Origin of the sequence: Runella salmonicolor (assembly GCF_024158025.1) — a bacterium.
In the GTDB taxonomy this organism is placed as follows: domain Bacteria; phylum Bacteroidota; class Bacteroidia; order Cytophagales; family Spirosomataceae; genus Runella; species Runella salmonicolor.
This window is the reverse complement of record NZ_JAMZEL010000007.1, coordinates 34,630-56,739: the sequence shown is the minus strand read 5'-3', so window position 1 is coordinate 56,739 and position 22,110 is coordinate 34,630. Positions and strand designations below refer to the sequence as shown.

The window sequence follows — 22,110 nt, the reverse complement described above, 5'->3', positions numbered from 1 at the left end:
AGGCATAATTGTCATACCACGAGGCCGCCCCAATTGGGGCGGCCTTATTTATTTCATAGAAAAAATAGAATTACGTTTTTTTGGGGGCGGGATTGCCGTTGTTGACTTCCAATCGATACCCGACGCCGTGTACCGCCGCGATTTTTAGCGAAGTATCTTCCTGAAGCAACTTCCGCAGGCGCGACACAAAAACATCAATGCTGCGTCCTACCGTAACGCCTTCATCTTCCCAAACCGATTTAAGAATAAAATCTCGTTCTAAGACTTGATTCTGGTGCTTGATGAACAAGTGCAGCAATTTGGCTTCTCGGAAAGTAAGATTGTGTTGTGTATGGGAAGTATACAACATTTGATTGTCCAAGTCCATGCTTGATTCGCCGAAACGAATTCGGGTAGATTTTTCAATGGGCTTTTCATCAGGTGTTTCAATAAGCGGAGCGAGGGGCGTTTTTCTTCGAGAAAGTACCACATACGAAACGCCAATAAAGGCAATACCCAACCCCAACGTCCACCAAACAGGGTTGGATTTAGGGTTGTTTGCAGTAGTCAAGAAAGTTACTTTTACATTATAACAATCTATGACTTGGTCGCGCCCGATGCAGGCAACTTCCTTACTTTTGGAATAATCCAGAAAATTGTAGCCCAATTGTAACTCGTTGGTTTTGCAGTCCATGACTGCTACATCATAATTGTTTTTGATGCCATGAAGGTCGAATGACTCCTGCAATAATGAAGGTAACTGATTGTAATCGAACGATTTGCTCAATTGTAGCACATACGTTCCATCATCCAATTTTCTGACCGCAGGGATGCGGGAAGTGGAATCGCCGCTTGCCAACAACAGGCGGTGGCCTGTGCGGCGAAGCGCGAGGTTCGTCTTTTCTTCAAATCGTTGCGAGTTGGTGGCATCAGTGTCAGGAGATATCCAGGCAAACTGCCCAAACAGTAAGCTGATTGCTAAAAACGAAGCCACGATTGCCAATTTCCCTACCATGATTTCCATAAGTTCTTTATCAAATTTAGCAGAAATAGCTTATAATTTCGTAAAATACTACCAAGGGCCCTTCTGCTTAACTTGATAAAAGCGTTTTCCATCAAATCGATAAAGTCCTTGTCCGGTACCCCACCACATATTTCCTGACCTGTCTTGATACATACTTTGAACACAACAATTAAGTCCGTCGGCTACTGTAAACGTGGTAAATGCTTTGGGATTTGGTAAAGGAACGGAAGGGTCAAACCGTGTAGTACTGCCTCGGGTTGTAATCCAAATGATACCCGACTGCTCTATAATGAGTCCCCAAAATTCAGTTCCGACCAATCCGCCTTTGGCGGTGTACTCGGTAAACGTTTTCCCAACTGCCCGTTTGGGGTCGTACTTACAAATACCGTTTTTCATGGTAAACCACATATTTCCGGCTTTATCCTGCGCTATGCCTCCGGCATAGTTCTCTCCCAAACCTTCCTTTTCATTGAAGTTTACAATCGTTTTTCCATCGTAGCGAAAAACTCCTTTATTCGAAGACGCAAACCAAATGTTTCCACTTCTGTCTTCCATGATGCCAGCAACGTTTATAGGAGGAAGTTCCTTAAATAATGAAAAAGGTTGACCACCTGTGCTATCGGCAGCCAGGTCATATTGGTAAACGCCGCTATGGGTGCCTACCCAAATAGTGCCTGATTTGTCAACAAGAATGCCTTTTCGAGTTATGTCTAAATGGTTTAGTCCATCTTTTTGATTATAATTTCTAAACTTTTTTCCGACTGCCCGTCTGGGGTCATATTTATAAACGCCTTGGTCAGTGCCAAACCAAAGATTACCCTCTTTATCTTCATTAATGGCATAAACAGTGTTGTTGATAAAACCATCTGGAGTGGAAAAGTAGGTCAGCGTTTTTTGGTCATACCTCACTACGCCTTCTGCTATGGTGCCAAACCATAAATTCCCTTTCGAATCCTGAAAAATACTTCGGATATATTGACTGACTAAGGTAGTGTCAAAATCGGGGGCTAAAGCGGCGGACTTAAAGTTTTTTATTACTGTTGGGCTTGGTTTTGACGCATCAGTCGTCTTCCTCGGCTGACCATTGCAAGAGTTTAGAAATATCCCCACCAAAAGCCAGTTATAAATCAGGTTGCGAAACGCATATTTTGCCATTTCCCTTTGTTTTTTGCTGTAAAAATCTTCGTAAAAAGCACTTATTTCTGACCGGCTCCACTTTTAAAGTCCGTGAGGGTCTTTCCATCATAACGGTAACGGTCAGCTCCAATCCAAATACTTTCATCATTAGCCCATAACATCCCAAAAGGCAGATTCCTACGCCCTTCATATTTTGTCTTTATTACTGTTACATGTGGCTTTTTATCAGACAATGACTGTTCATCATAACGGAGAATAGGCCCACCTATACTAGTCAAAACGTTTCCCTTTTTATCTTCGATTATAACACCCGCACCAATCTCATCGATTTGGGTAAAGGAACTGCCGTCATAGCGCCAAAGACCATCGGCGCCGAACCAGATATTGTCTTTTTTGTCTTTAATCATAGACCATACGTTACTGAAAGTTTTGCCGTCTTTATCGGTGAGAGTGGTAAATGATTTTCCATCATAAATGGAAATATCACCCCGTGATCCAAACCAAATTTTGCCTGTTTTGTCTTCAACAATAGCGTGAACATCATTATTGGACAGTCCATCGGCAGTTGTAAAATTTCGAAACGATTTACCATCATAGCGGCTTACACCACCTGCAGTGCCAAGCCAAATAATGCCGGCTTTATCTTCATAAATAGGCATAACAGAATTATTGGCAAGTCCGTCTTTTGTTGTAAAATTTTGAAAGGATTTTCCATCTGCCCGTCTGGGATCGTAATAAAAAACACCTGAGCCATACGTGCCGAACCAAAAATTTCCCTTTCTATCTTCAAAAACAGAAAAAAAAGGCTCTGAGATTAGTTGGCCTGTGATTTTGGTAAACGATTTTCCAACTGCCCGTCTGGGATCATATCGAAAAACACCATCGCTCGCTGCAAACCAAATATTCCCATTTCTATCTTGCTCGATATCCCAAATGTTAGAAGTGAGTGTGTCTGTGATTTCAGACTTGATATTATCTTTTGATGTGTTTGTTTGGTCTTGTCCACAGGATGTGTGAAAAACAAGCATCAACAACAAAGCATATACGTGTGCGTATTTCATAATTTATTTTCTCAGCAACCGCCTTTGCGAGGTGCACGTTTAAAAATTATTTTACCATCTCGCTCTACATATTCGCCCGATACTATTGGATAGGCATACTTGGGCGCGTGCGATACGCTATGACTTCTTATAATTATTTTGTCGTTAACTTTCAGCCTGTGTAATTGCTCAAATTCATTGTTGTTTTCCAACCCAAAACTGAGAATATAATCGTCACCATTAATCCTTATCATCACTCCGAAACCTAATCTTGAGCCTGGCGGAAGAGAACGAGAGGTTACAACAGCCTCCATATTGGTAAAAGCACTTATATGCTTCCTTATTTTAGTTTCACCGGCATACACTTTTTTACCTGCGGGAGACGCTTCCCATTTTTTGAACATTACACCATCAGGGGTAGTCTCCCATTTTTTCAATGCGGCGTTCCTTTCAGCAGTAGAGAGAGGAACGCCGCCCGACGGAACGCCGCCCGAAGGCTTTGGGATTGATTTTTTAGAAGTTTCATTTTTGATTTCGCGATTAGCAAATACCGCTCCGCTTACCACAACCAGCGGTAATAGCAGCGCATAAATGATTTTTTTCATGTTTTTATAGGTTTAAATTTCATGGCTGTTCATTTCTTCCAAAACGATAAATCGGAATTTAGCACCCGTCTCCGCCTTTTTGTTTTGCCAACAACGGGCCCAAAATCATGTACATTAGGTCAATTTTTGCCAGTTTAATAACCCGTTTGGCCTTTACATCACTTTTTAGAGCGGGTTCGATGACCAGCTCATCGCCAAAACGCGCCAATGCCAAAACGTGGGCGACCTCTACTTCGTACAATTCTCGTGAATCAGAAGATAAACCCTTGTTGACCACCTGGCCTTCGTGTTTGAGATAAATTTTAAATGGAACTCTGGTAGCGTCTGCCGAATTGGGATTTCCTTTGACCAACGCCAATAGGCCTTTACTTCCTTTCCAAAAAGTTTGATAATCCAATGCTTTGCCGTTCAGCACCAACGGGTTACCATAAAAGTAGTTTTCTCCGCCTTTGGAGAAGGTAGTGGTGCCAACCATGAATAAAATCAGGACAATGGCTAGTCGGTAGGTGTTAGTGTATCTCATTATTTTGGTAGTTTAAATAATTACTTGATTAGAATCTCATTGTGCGGCAACGCATATTGTTTTTCTAAGGTAAGCAGCACAATAGAATCACCTTTCTTGCATTTTGCCAATACCTTTTGAATTTCAATTTTGCGGAAATCGTCGCCAGAATACATCGTCAGCGTTCGCGTGTTTTCATCACGGATGGCAATTTTGAAGGGAACTATATCAACGGCTTTGCTTTCATTAGAAGATAGCTCTGCTGTTGCTACCGTCAGCTCGCCTCTGGCGGTTAAGGATAAACTGCATTTGCCCTTAGGGGTGTATTCATCCACGACCATTTTATTGTCTAAAAAAGCGGCGGAACAAACTTGCTGACCGTGGCTTACGAGTGCGAGGCCACAAAGCAAGAGACCCCCCATTAGTGTTTTAACTGTTTTCATTTTTGTTGGTTGTTTTTGGCTTTACTTTGATGTAAGCAAAAGTAGGAGACCAAAACCAACAAAAAGAAAAACGCCCGTAAAAGAATGTAAACGAAATGTAAAAGTTTGTTATTCGGAGCGTAACGACTGGGTTGGGTTCATTAAAGCGGCTTTAAACGTCTGAAAACCAACCAAAAAAATGATGATAATTCCAAAACTCAGAACGACAGCGGCAAACGAAAACCCACTTACCTCAATGCGGTAAGCGTAGTTTTGGAGCCATTGATTCATGGCCATTAGTAGCAACGGAAAAGAAATGCAAGTTGCAATGCCGATGACAATCAAAAATTCCTTCAAAAACAGCATCACCAACCCCGCGCCCGAAGCGCCCAATACCTTGCGAATACCCAATTCTTTGGTACGCCGCGCTACGCTCAACGACACCATACCGATAACCCCCAATAAGACAATAATCATTGCCAAAACGGTGGCCAATTGTGCCGCTTTTTTGAGTCTTACTTCTGATTGGTATAAATTCTGAAGCATTTCATCCAAAAAAGTAAACTCAAACGGCGCTCCCGGTAGGAGCTCATTCCACTTTTTTTCGAGTGTTGCAACCGATTTATTTAAGGATGTTGATTGAATTTTGAAGGAAAGAAAACGGTAGTTGTTGAGCGTGTTGAGGTGAATAAATGCCAGAGGACCAATGCTTTGACGCATGGAGTCAAAATGAAAATCATCGGTTACTCCCGCTACGGTAAAAGTTTGTGGGAAACTCTGCAACCTCACTTGCTGTCCGATTGCCGCCGCCGCTGTGGCAAAGTTGAGCATCTTGGCCGCTTTGGCGTTTAGCACAATGAGGTTGGGGGCTACAGCCTGTTGGGCTTTCTGAAAAAATACGCCATTGCGTACGGGGATTTGGTAAGTACGTGCGTAATGTTCGTCCGTTTGTAAAACAGGGACAAAGAACGCTTGCGTGGAGTCCTGACCTGTGCTGAAAAGGCCCGTTTGAAATCCCGTTTTTCCGTTTGGAATTTCAAACGAAAGGCTGACTTCGCGCACGTCGGGCAGGCGCGTCATTTCTTTGCGAATGGTTTCCATTTTTTCAACGCCCTTCACCGACCAGTCGCGCGGAACGGGTGCCCAAACGATGGATTCTTTGGAATAACCCAAGTCTTTTTCGAAGAAATAGTTGACTTGGCGGGCAATGACCACGGCCGCCCCAAACACAAACAACGCGATGGCAAACTGCCCCGTCATTAACGAATAGCGCAAACTGCTTTTTTGGTTGACGGTTTTTAATTTCCCCTTCATGGAATCAATGGAGGGCAACGCCGACAGCACAAATGCTGGATAGGCTCCAGCCACCAGCCCAACCAAAACGCCCAAAAATGCCGCGCTGACCACAAAAAACGGAAGAGCGCTAAAGATAGAGCGTAGTTCTTTGCCAAGAATTTCGGCAAAATAAGTTCGCGAAACTTCGTATAAAACCAATGAAAAAAGCGTGCTAAAAGACGCAATCAGGATTGATTCGGTCAAAAATTGCCCAATCATTTGCCCTTTTTTGCTGCCCAATACTTTCCGGACGCCGATTTCTTTTAAACGTCCTGAAGAACTGCCGATGGAAATGTTGACAAAGTTAACCACCGCCATAAACACAATAAATAGAGCCACTAAGCCGAGCGTAAGAAGTGTTTTGTTGATTAAGCCATTATTGCTTTCACGGTGCAGTGTGCTCAAGGGTTTGAGCATTACTTCAAGGTTGTCTCTGATTTGGGCCGAAGCGTGGGTTGAGATGAGTTGCCTAATGGGCTTTTGTAAATCAACGGGGCGTATGCCTTTTTTTAGTTCTATATAATTGACGACGTAGGCGTTGTCCCAAACCGTCATGGCGGCATCGCGGCCAAAAAATGCCAGACTGCTCATCGGCAGCAACACTGGAATTTCGGTACTAACATAATGGGTGATGGAGTTGAAGGAAATCGGGGCCAATACCGCCGTAACCATAAAATCTTTTCGTTCTCTCGAAAACGACTCTATTTGAATGGTTTGGCCAACAATATCTGTTTTTCCAAAGTACTTGAGGGCCATTTTTTCTGACAGAACGACCGAGTTGGGCTGATTCAAAGCCGTGCGGGCATCTCCGTGCAGGAGCGGAATCCCGTACATGGTCAGCAGTGTAGAATCCCCGATTTGAATATCTTCCCTGAAATGTTTGTCGCCTTTGGAAACCGTGGTGGAAACCCCGTCAAAGCGGTAATAATTTTCAATCAGATTGGGATATTGCTCTTTCAGCGTTTTGGCCAACGGCGCCAAAGACGTAATCTCTATGCCCATGTTGGGCTGCTTCCACTTGCTTTGAATAATATACTGGTTCTCAATATTCCGTAAGTCGGCATTGACCTGCCATTCGTCCCATACGTAACTGCCAATCAGTAGCGTAAAGGTCAGCCCGACCGACAGGCCGAAAATATTGATAAACGTAAATATCCCGTTTTTACGCAGATTGCGCCAACCGATTTTGAAGTAGTTTTGAAGCATAGTTTTGTACGTTTAAAATGGCCTTGCAAGGTACGTACAAAACGTTTTTGGGGTTTGTTAAAAAACCTTAAAGGGAATGTAGGGGCAGGGCCGCACGGCGTCTGGTTGCTTCTGCCTTCTTCCTGCGTAAAATTGGGCAGACGTAATGCCCCCTACATTGAGGGGAGCAATTACTTTTTACATTCTCCCTTTGAAACAATGGCAATACCTACCCGGCCTGCCTCGCAGGAGTTTCCGTAAGTTTTGCCGTTGCACCCACAAACTGGGTCATACAGGGTATAACATGCCATTCCGTTGTCTGGTTTTTCCACACATTCGTTGGCTACTTCTTCTTTCTGACAACCCGCCAAGGCCGCAATCAAAACGGTAGCAAATACTTTTTTCATGGGATTTTGGAATTATTTGAATCTATGTCATCAGCGTGTTATGCGTATTTCTGAAATCTCAATTTCGTCCATTTCATTGGTTTTTCCCCAGCCGCATTTGACGGTTTGTTTTTTGCCCGTAAGCGTGTATTTCATTTCTACCTCCACCGAATACACTCCGTACTGGGCAGTGGCGGCCTGAATGATAGAATTTACTTTTTCCTTCGACGAGTCGCTCGGTAAGTAAGAGACCATTTCATCCTTCAAGTCAACGGTAAAGTGCCAATCGCAGCCATCAACGGCTAGTGCATTGACCAGTTTAGCCTTGGCAATCGTCGTTTCCTGAGGCTGAACTTTGGAGGAACAGCCAAAAGTAACCGCCAACAGCAATAGGTTGAGAAATGTAATCGGTTTCATCTTAGTCGTTTTTTAGCTAAGACGAAATTGGAGAATAAAAAGTTGTAATCCGAAGAAAGAAAGCCAATCGATGGGTAATTTCTATAAAAAAAATTCCAAGCCTGACTTCTGAGAAATCAAGACTTGGAATGGAATGGGTAGAATTTCTCTTTGAGCCTTATTCGGAGCGCAAAGAAGTGGTCGGATTGGTCAGGGCCGCGCGAATGGCTTGAAAGCTAACGGTCAAAAATGCAATGGCGATGGCGATAAGCGCCGTGAGGGCAAATACCCACCACTGAATTGGGGTGCGGTAAGCAAAATCGGACAACCACTGACTCATGAGCCACCACGCCGCCGGCGACGCAATGAGAATGGCAACGCCCACCATTTTGAGAAAATCGAACGACAACAGCGTCATAATGCTCATGACCGACGCCCCCAACACTTTGCGCACGCCGATTTCTTTGGTGCGCTGCGAGATAACCATGATGGCAATGGCAAACAGCCCCAAGCAGGATAAAATAATGGCCAAGGTGGCGGCGCTAAAAAATATCTGGGAAATGCGCTCTTCCTTTTGGTATTGTTTATTGGTGTTTTCGTCCAAGAATGAACCCAAAAATTCAGATTTGGGGGCCACTTCGTTGTAGGTTTTTCGCAATAAGCCAATCGTCTCATCCACGTGGTCGGGGGCAATTTTGACGAAAATATAATTGATGGGAAAACCATTCATAAAAAAGGAAACGGCTTCAATTTCTCGGTGTAGCGATTCAAAATGAAAGTCTCTGACCACGCCGATGACTTTGTGTTTTTCTTCGGTATTGAGCGTCACCCCAATCGGATTTTTTACGCCCAATTGTTTGGCCATTGTTTCATTGATGACGGCGGCGCCTGCGGTATCGGTGGCAAATGTTTCCGAAAAATCCCGTCCATCAATCAGCTTCAGATCGAGGGTTTTTACGTATTCATAATCTGCCGTCCGCATGTTGGTTTTAATGCTTTTGCCATTTTGTTCAAAACTCAAGACCGACTTAGAAAAAGAGCCGTCTTGTCCGCGTCCCAGATTGACATCGGAGCCGGTCATGCTCAAGATGCGCGGCTGATTGGCCAATCGAGTGCGGAAATGTTGCAAAAGACGCTTGCCCGAGATTTCGTGGCCAATCGGAATGCTGTATACTTGGGTAGTGTTAAATCCTAACGGTTTGGAACGCAGGTACTTGATTTGGGTCCAGACAATCATCGTACAAGCAATCAGCAAGACTGACATCGTAAACTGGAAGATAATGAGCATGTTACGAATCCCCCCCGAGCTGCCGCTTACTTTAATTTTTCCTTTCAATACCTCCACCGTATTGAACCGTGTTACGGCCCAAGCGGGATAACCACCCGCAATCAGCGTAATGAGGACAAAGCACAACAAAACAATGCCAATCAAGGCGGGAGTTTTGAGCATTTCGAGCGAGAGGGTCGTGCGGAAAATGGCGTTATATTGGGGGATAAACAGATAGGCCAAGACGATTCCTGCCCCAAAAGCGGCCACGCAAATCAGAAAAGCTTCGCCCCAAAACTGCCCTACAATCTGAGACTTAAAGGCCCCGAGTGCTTTGCGCATTCCAACTTCTTTGGCCCGGGTAAACGACTTAGCGATTGACAAATTGATGAAGTTGATGGCCGCAATCAGCAAAATTACGATACCGACAATGAGCAGCGTATAGGGATATATTTTGTTGATGGCCTGCCCGCGCCCGCCTACTTTGGTGTCAAAATGGCTGTCGGCCAATCCCATAATTCTGGTGCTAATGATTTCGCCTCGGGCATCGGGTTTGGCTCCTTCTTTTTTCAGTTGCTCGATGTTGCCTTTGTAATATTTGGCCGTGAAAGGTTTCAGGCTATTTTCAAAAGCGGCCAACGATGTCTTTTCGTCAAGTTTAAGATAAAGTGCGTGTTGAACGTTGTCCCACCGGTCTTTATTGAGACCATAATCACTGACATTTTCGATACGAACCAGAATTTCATTGTCAATACTGGTATTTTCTGGGCCTTTTTCCAGAATGCCCGTCACCAAAAATGATTGCTCTTTGTTGCCGTGATTAATGGTGAGGGTTTTGCCCATCGGGTCTTGGTCCCCAAAAATATTCTTGGCGATGTCTTCGCGCAACACTACATTGCTTAAATCCTTCAGTGCGTTATTGGGATCGCCTTTTAGCAGTTTATACCCAAAAACCTGAAAGTATTCGGGGTCGGTGAAGATAATCACTTCGTTGATGAGCTTGTCGCTTTTCAACAATTGCGCATTTCCGGTCAGAATACGTGCCGCTAGTTTCACTTCTGGGTATTCTGCTTTCAGGGCGGCGCGCATGGGTAGAGGCATGTTGTTGCCGTATTGTTCACCCTGCGGCTCGATTACTTTTTGGTAAACGCGGTATACAGCGCCTTGTTCTTCGTGAAATTGGTCAAAAGTCAATAATCCGAATGCCGTCAAAAGCAATAAGGTGCTGATGCCGAAGGCAACCGAAAGACCTATCAAATTGATAAAAAGGTAGGTCTTGTTTTTCCACAAGTTGCGGAAGGCGATTTTGAGGTAATTGCGTATCATGGTTGTTAGATAAAAACAAAAAAAATGTAGGGGCAGAAGTAAAGCCTGCCCATTTGTATGTTTGTTGGCGTTCGGGGCAGACGTAATGCCCCTACGAGGGTTAATTTGCGCCCGTCAAAATTTGTCGTTGTTTGATTAAATCTTCTTTTTTTACGAACGTAATAGGTACGAATTCATCCGTCGGTGCGCCGATGTAATAGAGCGTCCAGTCTTGGTCGTACTTGGAAAGAATATGACGAAGGCAGTCGGCTCTGTCAACGGTCGGAATACCGCAATCCTCCCAGTAGAAAAGCTCTACACGGTAGTGCAGGGCCTGTTTTTGGCCATTGATGGTGACTTCGATTTCGATGTCCTGCTTCCCCAATTGGGTCGGAATTGGAATTGCAATATGTGCCATGTGTTTAAAGGTTTAATAAGGAGTATAAAAAAGGAGATAACAGCAAAGTCTCTTTTTTTCGAACAAACGTAATCGGAATGAACTGCTCAGTGGGCGAACCCATATAATAAAGCGTCCAGTCTTTGTCATACTCAGAAAGAATATGGCGCAAGCATTCCGCCCGGTCGACGGTTGGCATACCGCACTCATTCCAATAAAATAACTCAACGCGGTAGTGCAGCGCCTGCCGTTGACCATTGATGGAAACCTCCACTTCAATATCCTGTTTTCCGAGCTGAGAAGGAATTGGAATCGCAATGTGTGCCATACGTTTGAATATAATAATGATTTTAAAATGGCTGTTTTTACAATAGCTCAAACCTTGTACCAAACCCTAAATGTGGCTGATTAACAGTGTTTTGTGTGTGGACAAAAAATGAATAATTGTCCGAATATGGACACCCTTTGTTCGTTGATGGACAGCGGACAAAGGGTGTAAATTCAATAGGGCGGAGAATATAATCGTTTTATTATTCTGAACGGAGTGCTTTGACGGGATTGGCAATGGCCGAGCGGTACGTTTGAAGGCCGATGGTCAGGCCGCCGATGAGAAACAACAGCGCAAGACAAGGCCCAAAGGTCTCAATACCAATGGAAACATGGTACGAAAAATTGAGTAAAATAGCCATGCCCGCGAGATACCCCAACGGAATAGCAATGGCCGACGCAATGAGCAGCAAACGCACAAAATCCCAGGATAGGCTCCAAATAATTTGGTGAACAGCGGCCCCCATTACTTTCCGGATACCCACTTCTTTGGTGCGGGTTTCGGTGTTATAGGTCACCATCCCCAGTAAACCCATGCAGGCAATGGAAAACGCAATGGCCGTCAGAACGCCCAGAAAATTATTATCATCGTCGTGAGAATGACGCTCCAGAAGGTAGTCGTTGTACCACTGCCCAGCAAAGGGTTCGTAAGGATACAGCTGTTTCCAGACTTTCTCAATGGCGGCAACGGTAGTAGTGGAACCAGCCGTTATGGTTACGTTCAGAAATCGAAATTGCGCGGGTTGATACTGAAGCATCAATGGTTTTAGGGCCCACACAAAACTGGCATAATTGAAATTTTTCACTACACCCGCAACACTGACTTCGCGGTTATCGGTCAGTAAAATTGTTTTTCCAATGGCCTCTTTGGCCGTTCCCAACCCGAAGCCTTTGAGCGCTTCTTCGTTGATAATGACCTGGTTTTTAGAGGCGTCAGTAGGCTTTAAATTCTCTCCTGCCAACAGCTTTAACCCCAAAGCAGGTATCAACTCATGGTTGATAGAGAAATAATAAATCAGGGTTGAATCGTTTTTGTCGCGTTGGCGATACGCCCATTGGTTATCGGGATGGGAGCCAAAAAGAGCAGAAGTGGCCGCCACGTGTGCTACGCCTGCCTGTTGGTCGATGGCGCTGGCGAGTTTTTCGTAGGGTTGGTCGGGCAGGAGCGGAATCGTCAAAACTTGTTGGCGCACAAAACCATAATCTCCTTCTGCCATGTAGGTTTGCTGACGATCTAGTACATACAGCGTAATCATGGCTAACAAAGACACCGCAAATTGCACCACAATCAGCGATTTTCGCAACGAAATTCCCCGAATAACCTTCAGGCCAGTGTGGCTGCGGAGTACTTGAGCGGGTTCAAAATTGGAAAGAATACGGGCAGGAACCCATCCTGCCAACAGGCCCGCTACAATGCTGAAAACCACAAACAACAGACCCGTTTCCCAACCCCATTTCACGCCGCCGATGAGCCAACGCTGCACAAATACCATGGGTTCTACCATTTTCAGCCCTACAAAAGCCAACGCTAATCCTAGTAAAGACAAAATCACCGACTCAGCCATAAACTGTGCCATCACTTGCCAGCGCAGCCCGCCGACTACTTTGCGAATGCCCACCTCCCGCGCCCGGCTCAGCGAACGGGCCAGTGTAAGGTTGATGTAATTGAAAACGGCCAGTAAAAGGGTCAGTAAACCGACGCCCATTTCCGTGGCCAATTTGCCGTAGGTCGGTTCGTAGGTGCCGCGCATCAACTCTTCATGTGAGGGCGCAATGGCCGATAGCGCCTGAGCGCGAAAGTGGTAGGAATTAATTTTAGTATTTTGAATAATTTTGGTTGTACGGGCCGCCACCGATGCTAGACTTTTCTCGAATGTCTCCTGCGTTATACCTGGCTTGAGCAGAATATAAGTGTAGCCTTCCTGATGATTTTTCCAGTCTGTGAGGGCTTCGCTTTTCAGGCTTTGGGCCGATAGCAGCATGTCAAACTTTTGGTGCGACCTTCCCAGGGTGGTATTGTCAATGATGCCAGTCACGGTAAATGCCCCAGCTCCATCATATTGAATCACTTTCCCGATTGGGTTGGCTTTTCCGAAAAACTTCTCGGCCATACTCTTGGTAAGAACCGCCGTTTGAGGTGCAGTCGCGGCGGTTCCTGAAATAATCGGGTAACCAAATAACCTAAAAAAATCTGCATCTACCCAAAAGGTCATGGGTTGGAGGCGTTTGCGGCCGTCGTCAAACTCGCCATAAGCCCGAATAAAATGCGTAGCACCTTCCACGAAGTCATAGTCTTTTTTTAGTACATCGGCCAGCGGCAGTGGTGTTGTGGCAAAAGCCATGCGGTCGTTGTTTTTGCTGACTACATCTGTCAGTAGCCGATACGTGCGCTCAGGATGCGGATGGAAATTGTCATAATCAAAGGAGCCTTTGATGTCAATCAGCGCCAATAGGCAAATCATCATTCCCGACGCCAGCCCAAAGATGTTGATAAAAGAAAACAGCTTGTATTTTCGAAGATTACGAAAGGCGATTTTGAAGTAGTTGTAGAGCATATCGGATAATTGCTAAAAGAACTTTTTTTGATTACTACTTTTATTCGCTCAAACCTCGTACCAAGAAATTAATGTGTTGATTGTTAGTGGTTTATTGAATAGAAAAAACGTTTGTTTGTCCGATTTTGGACATGCTTGTGCGGTTACGGACAGCGATAACTTGAAGTTGTAAGGCTATCGAAGAATCAATTCGACGCGGCGGTTTTGGGCACGTTCCGTTTCGTTGGCATTGGACGTGAGCGGCCGCGTGCCACCGTAACCTTGAGCCGTAATTCGGTCTTCTGCAATTCCTTTTTCAATAATATAATGACGAACTACCTTGGCGCGATTTTCCGACAGCGCTAGGTTGAGGCGTGGGTCGCCGACGTTGTCGGTGTGGCCGACAATTTCTACCGTCAGGTTAGGATTCTTTCTCAAATAATCGGCCAATTTATCCAATTCTGGATAAGAACTTGGAAGGAGATTGTAGCTACTTTGCTCAAATGTAACGTGGTTCAAAACCATTGGCTGCCCTTTTTCGGGTGGGAAACCCACTTTCTCAACAGCGGCTTTGGGTAGCTCAGGGGTTTTGATGGGTGGCGTATTGACCTCTCTTTTTAGGGGCAAAGAAGTGGGTGATTTAGAGGTTTTGGGGCCTGGTTTCAGGGTTGATTTAACCACAATAGGGGGTAAATCTGTTTCTGGTTTATCGGGGACGACAACAGGTTTTGGAATCGCTGCTCCGGCTTTGTACAGAAAATTGGTTTGGATAGGTTGAGGTTCCGACGCATTGGGCATTTGCCAATAAATCTGCACTTCGCCTTCCAGCATCGCATTGAAGTACTCGATTTTTAAATCATAGAATTTCCCTCCTTCAAGTTTTACATTTCCCCGAAAATTGCCCGAATCATGCAAGCCCCACGCGTCCATGATTAGCTTTCCGCCGACCCATATTCGAACGCCATCGTCTACTTTGGCCGAAAACTGATACACGCCCGTCGTGGGAGGATGTAATTTACCCGTCCACCGTACGGAATAATAGCTGTTGTCCATGTTGGGGCCTGGATTGCGGCCACGCCACGAAAAATTGATTTGAGGATCGACGCGGGTAAATACCTTGCGTTCAAAATTTTGGCCATTGAAGTACTCTCCTTGCAAGCCATGCTGCGCTCGTAATTGCATTGCCAGCAAGGCAATGCTTAAAAATAATATCGTTTTCATGCTGTTTTCTTAAAGGCTGCGTGTCGTTCTGACTAAACGAAAATAACACAACTTTCAGAAATGACGAAACGAGAAATGATGAGCGGTGGCTGTGAGTTTTGGGAAATGAGGGTAGCGCTATTTTTTTAGCGCATAAACGGTCCCGTCAAAGCAGGTAATGACCAATAAATCGTTGGACAGTGCAGGAGTGGAAAAAATCGCGCCTAGTTGTTGGTACATTTTTAATTGGTCTTCGGGAAAGGGCAACAGTTGCCCGATGTCGTCGCGGTAATCGCCGTTTTCTTTGAAATACTTGGCTTGGTGGGTGCGCGAGGCGTCGTTGGTAAATTGCCATTTAACGGCCCCCGTTTTCAGCTCTATCCCAACCAATTGGCCTTTCAGTGTACCGAAATAACCCATTGTTTTCCCCAAAGCCGTTCCTCCAAAAACATTAAAATTTGCATCGGCTTTCCAATGAACTTTGCCCGAAGCAATGTCAACGGAAAACAGTTGTCGGTCATCGGAAGTGCCGAGGTAAATCACTGAATCATTGGGCGTAACTGGCAGTGCCCAGCCACGCGGGAAGGTTTTTATCCAATGACAATACCCGCTGTTTTCGTCAATGGCATAAAAGTTAAAATCGCGCGAGCCAACCAATACCAAGCCCTTCGCCACCACAGGATTTCCCATGATTTCCCCCTTAGGAAAATAACGTTGCCCCGTTGATTTGAACTTCCAGTGCAGTGCCCCAGTTTGAGCATTTAGAGCGTATAAATAGCCATCAAAAGAGCCAATAAAAAGTCGGTTATGGTGCAGGAATGGTTTGGTATGCACAACGTCATCGGTTTTGTAATTCCAAACCAATTCACCATTGCTGCTTTTGAGGGCGTAGACATAGCCATCGCCCGAGCCAAAATAGACGATTCCATTTTGAACGATGGGCGAGGAATGGTAATAGTCGGCAAAGTCGTTGTGGCGGTCACCCAAGTAGCCCGTTGCCGTTTGAAACTTCCAGTTTTGCTTGCCCGACTTTTTGTTTAAACAATACAAAACGCCGTTGCCGCTGTATAAAAATAAATTGTCATTTTCGAGGCAAACGGTGGAGCGAATCACGCCCGAGGTTGGGTATTTCCATTTTAGGATACCCGTCTTTGTTTCAAGAGCGTACAGGCTGCGGTCGAGGCTGCCAAAGTAGACCAAATCTCCATCCATGACGGGGGAAGAAACAATGGGTCCAGCTTTGAATTGCCAAGCCAGTGAAGGAAGCTTATCAAAATCAGGGGATTGCGAAAAGGTATTCCCGCCACACGCCAGAAGAAGAAAAAAGAAGATTTTATGCATTGGACTCACTTACCAAAGTTTAAATCTGACCTCCTTTAATCCTTTTGATTGCAGATAATCGAGTAATTCTTTAGCATCTTCGCCGCCGCGTTGGGCGTGATGAAGCAACGAAAATCCGTGCGCTCCTTTGGAGGTAATAAGTTGAGGCATAGCTTCCAGTTGCGGCTTGACCAAAGCAGTTTTGCCCAGCATGGTCAAGACGAAAATATTGGGACGTGCGCCTTGGGCGAGCAGATAATTCGCAATTTCTTTGTTGCCCACGTGCCCAGCCGCTTCGAGTGCTGTTTCAAAATCACCGCCGCCCCAATCCCATGCCGCAAAGAGTAAATTGGGGTGCTCCTTGTGCATGGTCTGAATTTTTGTCAAATCTTTGTGTCCTGCTCCCACAAAATCGCGCACCAAGTCTGGAGCGTAGGCAGCAGGCTTTTCTTGTTGGGCCAGAATCAGTTGTGGAGCGGCGGCAAGGCCCGTTCCAAAGGCTATTTTCTGTAAAAAATCAATTCTTTTCATGAAGTGTAAAAAGGTTTATGATTAAAGGGCGTCTGCTAAAGGCAATTTAATCATAAACCCTCACACCTAGCGAACCAGCGTGTTTAAGTTGCGCTAAAATCCCATGATTTGGGGGAGGTTTTAGGCGGCTATTCTGATTTTAATGACTTCACGGGATTCATCAAAGCGGCTTTGATACTCTGAAAACTCACGGTCAAAACGGCGATTCCCATCGACAACACACCCGCCGTCAGAAATACCCACCATTCGATGTCGATGCGATAGGCAAAGTTTTGCAGCCATCTATCCACGGCATACCACGCAATGGGAGATGCGATGACTATCGCAATCAGTACCAACTTGATGAAATCTTTGGAGAGCAGCGTTGTGATACTCAACACCGAAGCCCCCAGCACTTTTCGAATACCGATTTCTTTGGTGCGCTGCTGAATCACGTAGATAGCCAAGCCCAGTAAACCCATGCAGGCAATGAAAATGGCCAATAACGAAAATACTCCAAAAATACGTTGCGACACCTGCTCCGATTGGTACAGGGCATTCCAATCAGAATCTAAAAAGGAATAATGAAACGGCTGCTCAGGTTGGTAGCGTTTCCAAATGTTTTCCATTTGACTGACCAATGGCTTGGGGTCTTGCGACTTGACCCGCACCACAATTTCATTGTTAAATCGCCTGATTAAGCGGTCGTTAAGGATAAATAAAGGGACGATTTTTTCGTGCAATGAACTGAAATGGAAGTTTTTAACCACCCCCACTATCGTATAAAAAACGGGTGGGCCGTCCTGTTGCGCAAAATTGTCGGGGCTGATGATTTGCTTGCCTATGGGGTTGGTTAGGCCTAGTTTGGTGACGGCTTCTTCGTTGAGAATGACCGATACGGAGTCGTTGAAGGTGCGCTCAAACGCTCTGCCAGCCAGCATGGTCATGCGCATGGTTTGTAGATATTGTTCATCCACGAGCGTACCTCGTCCTGTCACGCTCTCGTTATCGCCATTTTTGCGGAAGGTGATTCCAAAAAATCCTTGTTTTTCGCCAGGCGTTGACGAGGTTCCTCCTACGCTTTCTACCCCCGAAATCTGCTCCACTTCCCGCTTAAAAGTCTCGGTTTTGTTCCCTAGAAAACCAACGCCTTGTAGTTTGATGATGGATTCTTTGGTAAAACCGAGTTCTTTCTCCTGCAAATAGTTCAACTGACTGTACACGATGATGGTGCCGATAATGAGAATGATGGAGATGGAAAATTGAAAAACCACCAGACCATTGCGCAGCCAATAGCCTTGACGAGTAGATAAAAATTTGCCTTTTAGAACCTTAATCGGCTCAAACGCCGACAGCACTCCCGCTGGATAACTTCCCGCCAGCAACCCCACAAAAACGGCCAATGCTGGTAAGAACGGTAGTAAAGACCAATTGAGAAAATAGCCGAGAGCCAATTGCTTGCCTGCTAGATTGTTGAAAGAAGGAAGAAACAACGATACCAAACCAACGGAAACCAAAAAGCTGAACAGACTCAGCAAAACCGATTCGGTCAAAAACTGCGCCGCCAATTGCCCTTTCGTGGAGCCCATGGCTTTGCGAATGCCTACTTCGCGGGCGCGCTCGGATGACCGCGCCGTGGCCAAATTCATGAAATTGATGCACGCAATCAGCAAAATAAACAGCGCTATGACCGAAAATAAATAAACCAGCGTGCGGCTACCGTTGGGTTGTAGTTCCGCTTCTATGTTGGAATCAAGATGAATGTTGCGGATGGGTTGTAAGAAATAGAAATAGCCGTTTCCTGCTTTTACGTAATCTTTGTACGAAACCCCGAAATTGCGCTCAACTTCCCCGGCAGCGTATTTTTCGACCACCTTCGGAAACTTCGCTTCCACGGCGGCGGCCTGCGTATGCGGTTTCAATAACAGATACGTATAGGCTGAAAAACCAATGTGGTTAATTTGGTCGGCTGGCCGTAAGTTGACTGTAGAAGCCAGAAAATCAAAGGTAAAATGCGCATTGGTGGGCACATCTTCGCAAACCCCAGAGATTTCCAGTTTCGGTCCCTGCACGAGTTCGACGAATTTTCCGATGGGACTCACTGTACCGAATAAACGCCGTGCGGTGCGTTGGGTTAACACGACCGTATTGGGCCGAGATAATACTTTGGTCGGTGCGCCTTCGAGGAGGGGAATCTGAAATACTTGAAAAAAGGCCGAATCAGCAAAAAGAAAAGCGCGCTCTTCGAGGGTTTTGTTGTTATGACGTAGGAGCGTGGCGCCTTCTCCGTTAAAATTGAAGACTCGAATCGATTGCTCTATTTCGGGGATTTCCTTGCGAACCGACTGCGCATAAGACGCGGGTATGATGGCGTATTTGGTGCTGCGGTCGGGGTATTTACGCTCCAACGCCATGCGATAAATGCGCTCGCCCTGCGGCCAAAAACGGTCAAAATTCAGTTCGTCGGCCACGTACAGCACAATCAGCATACAGCAGGTCATGCCGATGGAAAGACCCGTAACGTTAATAAACGTATTCGTCTTGTTTTTCAACAAATTACGAAGGGCGATCTTGAAATAGTTTTGCAGCATGGGTTTTAGGTTTTGTCTATTGGAATAGGGAAAAAAACGGAACACGGAGTAAGGAAAACGTACGTTCTCCGTGTTTCAATTTTATTCCTTTCTCCAAATTTCATTCAGATTTCAGTGAATTGACCGGATTCATCAATGCCGCTCGGATGGCCTGAAAACTGACGGTCAGTAAGGCGATGCATATCGCTAAAATGCCCGCTGTCAAAAACATCCACCACGAGATTTCGATGCGGTACGCAAATTCCGTGAGCCATTGACTCATGGCGTAATAGGCAATAGGAGAGGCGATTAATACCGAAATAACTACCAGAACAAGAAATTCGCCGGAGAGTAAACTCACGATATTAGGAACACTCGCTCCCAATACTTTCCGTATACCGATCTCTTTGGTGCGTTGTTCCGCCATGTAGGTCACCAAACCGAATAGCCCCAAACAGGCGATCAAAATGGTGAGAATGGCAAAGGTCAATGCCACTTTTCCGACACGCTGCTCGGCGCGGTACATTTGGTCAAACGATTCATCCAAAAATTGGTAGCTAAAGGGCATTTCGGGAGCCATTGATTTCCATTTCGCTTCTATTTGACTCACCAACCCCGGCACATCCTTGGTGTTGATCTTGAAGGCGGCGGTCCAACTGTTGTTTCCCAATCGCATACACAAAGGCCCTACCTGCTGGCGCAGCGATTCGTAGTGGAAGTTTTTAACGACTCCCACGATTTCATAGGCGGTGTTAATGCCCGCCGTAGAACCGGTAGACGTATAGATTTTTTTGCCGATCGGATTATCGTAGCCCAACACTTTGGCGGTGGTTTCATTGATAAGTACCGCCGAAGAATCCGAACCGTATGATTTTGAGAAATTTCGCCCTTTAATGACTTCCATGCCTAGCGTCGGAACGTAGTCATAGTCAACGTTCCAAACCTGCATATTGAAGCCGTTTTTCATGTCCATGACAGCTTCCTTGGAAAAAGTATTGTCACTGCGGGAAGAATTGGCAACGGGCAAATATCCCGCATACGACGCACTTTTTACGCCCGCCATTTGACCCACCTCATTCTTGAAGGCGTCTCTGTTGGCAGTCAGAGCACCGGTACCATTGATGATCAGTACTTGGTCTTTGTCGAAACCCAGTTTTTTGGTTTGGATATAGTTGAGTTGTTGGTATACGATAATCGTCCCGATGACCAACACCAACGAAGTAACAAACTGAAACGTAACCAGCATGTTGCGGAGATTGCTGCGCTTAAACCCGGCGTTAAATTTCCCTTTCAAGACCTCAATGGGCCGAAACGAAGAAAGAAAAAAGGCGGGATAATAACCAGCCAAAATCCCTACGACAAAGGGTAAAATCAACAGGAAAATCAAAAGCTGAGGTTGAAAAAGCGACGAGATCGAGAAGGTCTTCGCCGAAATATCATTGAAATAAGGAATCAAAATGATGGTCAATAACAGCGCAAACAGGAAAGCCATGTAGCTCGTCAGGGTCGATTCGGCAATGAACTGCGCAATCAAGGTTTGGCGCTCGGTACCCATTACCTTCCGAATTCCCACTTCTTTGGCGCGATTGGACGAACGCGCCGTACTTAGATTCATGAAATTAATGCAGGCAATCAGCAACAAAAACAACGCCACCGCCGAAAAAATATAGACATACTGGATACTGCCATTGACGCCTATTTCAGGATAACGATCGGATCGCAGGTGAATATCGGTCAGCGGCATCAGGCTGTATTCGAGTTTATTACCCGCTTTTTTGAACTCATCCATGGAGTTGATCTGCATGTACTGTTTGGCCTGTGGGAGAACATAGCGTACCAAAACCTCGTCCATTTTTTTCTCAAATACTTTGTAATCAGTTCCTTCACGGAGAAGGATGTACGTGTAGAAATTGTTGCTGAGGTAACTTCCAAAGTCATACCGAACGTTGTCCATCGAAAAGATAAAATCAAAGTTGAAGTGCGAATTGGTCGGAATGTCTTGTATGACAGCCGTTACCTTATACAGGGTTTTGTCGATTACGCCCACCTCCAGCGTTTTGCCCACCGCATCGGTCGTACCAAAATACTTTCGGGCGGCGCTTTCACTGATTACCACCGTATTGGGGTCATCCAAAGCCGTCTTGGTATCTCCCGCAATGGCTGGCAGGGTAAACACGTCAAACAACGTCGAATCGGCATATCCTACCCGATTTTCAACAATGTATTCTTTGCCCTTTTTAATGGATTTGGAACCGTCGGATGTATATAAACGTACGAATTGCTCCACTTGAGGGTAGTCTTTTTTGAGTGTAGCGCCCATCGGGTCAGAACTCACGGCAAGTTTCAAATCGGTGCCGCCAAAGCGAATATCGGCATGAACACGGTAAATGCGATCAGCCTTTTCGTGAAAACGGTCATAGCTCAATTCATCGGTCACGTACAGGGCGATCATGATAAAGCAGCATAGCCCAATGGCCAAACCTGCCACGTTAATGAAGGAGAAAATCTTGTTTTTTAACAGGTTTCGCCAAGCGATTTTGAAATAGTTTGTCAGCATGATTTTAGGTGATTAAAAATGTAGGGGCAGGCCTTGCGTCTGCCCTTTTAATTCTGATGCCTTGTGTCTTCTTAATTTTGCCGCCTTGCGTTTGTACTCTTATGTTTCCTGC

Annotated in this window: 18 protein-coding genes; all 18 read right to left on the bottom strand. The window is 45.5% G+C overall.

Annotated elements, in window-relative coordinates:
• Positions 1 to 70: 70 nt before the first annotated feature.
• Positions 71 to 1,003, bottom strand: coding sequence for a helix-turn-helix domain-containing protein (locus NCI00_RS16995; protein WP_253529466.1), 933 nt, complete (start codon positions 1,001 to 1,003; stop codon positions 71 to 73).
• 48 nt (positions 1,004 to 1,051) lie between these two features.
• A complete protein-coding gene (locus NCI00_RS16990; protein WP_253529464.1) occupies positions 1,052 to 2,158 on the bottom strand; it encodes a ligand-binding sensor domain-containing protein in 1,107 nt (368 codons plus the stop codon).
• Positions 2,159 to 2,199: 41 nt separating this feature from the next.
• Positions 2,200 to 3,201, bottom strand: a complete 1,002-nt coding sequence (locus tag NCI00_RS16985) for a ligand-binding sensor domain-containing protein (RefSeq protein ID WP_253529461.1) — start codon at positions 3,199 to 3,201, stop codon at positions 2,200 to 2,202.
• Positions 3,202 to 3,212: 11 nt separating this feature from the next.
• Positions 3,213 to 3,785, bottom strand: coding sequence for a hypothetical protein (locus NCI00_RS16980; protein ID WP_253529459.1), 573 nt, complete (start codon positions 3,783 to 3,785; stop codon positions 3,213 to 3,215).
• Positions 3,786 to 3,843: 58 nt separating this feature from the next.
• Entirely contained in the window at positions 3,844 to 4,308 is a 465-nt protein-coding gene (locus NCI00_RS16975) for a hypothetical protein (protein ID WP_253529457.1), read from the bottom strand.
• A gap of 20 nt (positions 4,309 to 4,328) precedes the next feature.
• Entirely contained in the window at positions 4,329 to 4,730 is a 402-nt protein-coding gene (locus NCI00_RS16970; protein ID WP_253529454.1) for a hypothetical protein, read from the bottom strand.
• A 108-nt stretch (positions 4,731 to 4,838) separates the two neighbouring features.
• Positions 4,839 to 7,250 (bottom strand): ABC transporter permease, encoded by a 2,412-nt coding sequence (locus NCI00_RS16965; protein ID WP_253529452.1) that lies wholly within the window; start codon positions 7,248 to 7,250, stop codon positions 4,839 to 4,841.
• A gap of 170 nt (positions 7,251 to 7,420) precedes the next feature.
• Complete coding sequence (locus NCI00_RS16960) at positions 7,421 to 7,636, bottom strand: Kazal-type serine protease inhibitor family protein (RefSeq protein WP_166558387.1); 216 nt, start codon at positions 7,634 to 7,636, stop codon at positions 7,421 to 7,423.
• A 30-nt stretch (positions 7,637 to 7,666) separates the two neighbouring features.
• A complete protein-coding gene (locus NCI00_RS16955) occupies positions 7,667 to 8,032 on the bottom strand; it encodes a hypothetical protein (RefSeq protein WP_166558388.1) in 366 nt (121 codons plus the stop codon).
• Positions 8,033 to 8,189: 157 nt separating this feature from the next.
• Complete coding sequence (locus tag NCI00_RS16950) at positions 8,190 to 10,604, bottom strand: ABC transporter permease (RefSeq protein WP_253529450.1); 2,415 nt, start codon at positions 10,602 to 10,604, stop codon at positions 8,190 to 8,192.
• Between the two features lie 100 nt (positions 10,605 to 10,704).
• Positions 10,705 to 11,001: a hypothetical protein gene (locus NCI00_RS16945; protein ID WP_114068368.1), complete on the bottom strand. Its 297-nt coding sequence runs from the start codon at positions 10,999 to 11,001 to the stop codon at positions 10,705 to 10,707.
• A gap of 4 nt (positions 11,002 to 11,005) precedes the next feature.
• Positions 11,006 to 11,308: a hypothetical protein gene (locus NCI00_RS16940; RefSeq protein WP_114461789.1), complete on the bottom strand. Its 303-nt coding sequence runs from the start codon at positions 11,306 to 11,308 to the stop codon at positions 11,006 to 11,008.
• Between the two features lie 202 nt (positions 11,309 to 11,510).
• Complete coding sequence (locus tag NCI00_RS16935) at positions 11,511 to 13,862, bottom strand: ABC transporter permease (RefSeq protein ID WP_253529448.1); 2,352 nt, start codon at positions 13,860 to 13,862, stop codon at positions 11,511 to 11,513.
• A gap of 174 nt (positions 13,863 to 14,036) precedes the next feature.
• Positions 14,037 to 15,062: an OmpA family protein gene (locus NCI00_RS16930; protein ID WP_253529447.1), complete on the bottom strand. Its 1,026-nt coding sequence runs from the start codon at positions 15,060 to 15,062 to the stop codon at positions 14,037 to 14,039.
• 117 nt (positions 15,063 to 15,179) lie between these two features.
• Positions 15,180 to 16,382, bottom strand: a complete 1,203-nt coding sequence (locus NCI00_RS16925; RefSeq protein WP_253529446.1) for an outer membrane protein assembly factor BamB family protein — start codon at positions 16,380 to 16,382, stop codon at positions 15,180 to 15,182.
• Between the two features lie 9 nt (positions 16,383 to 16,391).
• Positions 16,392 to 16,892: an ankyrin repeat domain-containing protein gene (locus tag NCI00_RS16920; RefSeq protein WP_253529445.1), complete on the bottom strand. Its 501-nt coding sequence runs from the start codon at positions 16,890 to 16,892 to the stop codon at positions 16,392 to 16,394.
• A 128-nt stretch (positions 16,893 to 17,020) separates the two neighbouring features.
• Positions 17,021 to 19,462, bottom strand: a complete 2,442-nt coding sequence (locus NCI00_RS16915; RefSeq protein ID WP_253529444.1) for an ABC transporter permease — start codon at positions 19,460 to 19,462, stop codon at positions 17,021 to 17,023.
• A gap of 100 nt (positions 19,463 to 19,562) precedes the next feature.
• The gene (locus tag NCI00_RS16910) at positions 19,563 to 21,998 is read right to left on the bottom strand and encodes an ABC transporter permease (RefSeq protein WP_253529443.1); all 2,436 of its coding nucleotides are present in this window, start codon (positions 21,996 to 21,998) and stop codon (positions 19,563 to 19,565) included.
• Positions 21,999 to 22,110 lie beyond the last annotated feature (112 nt).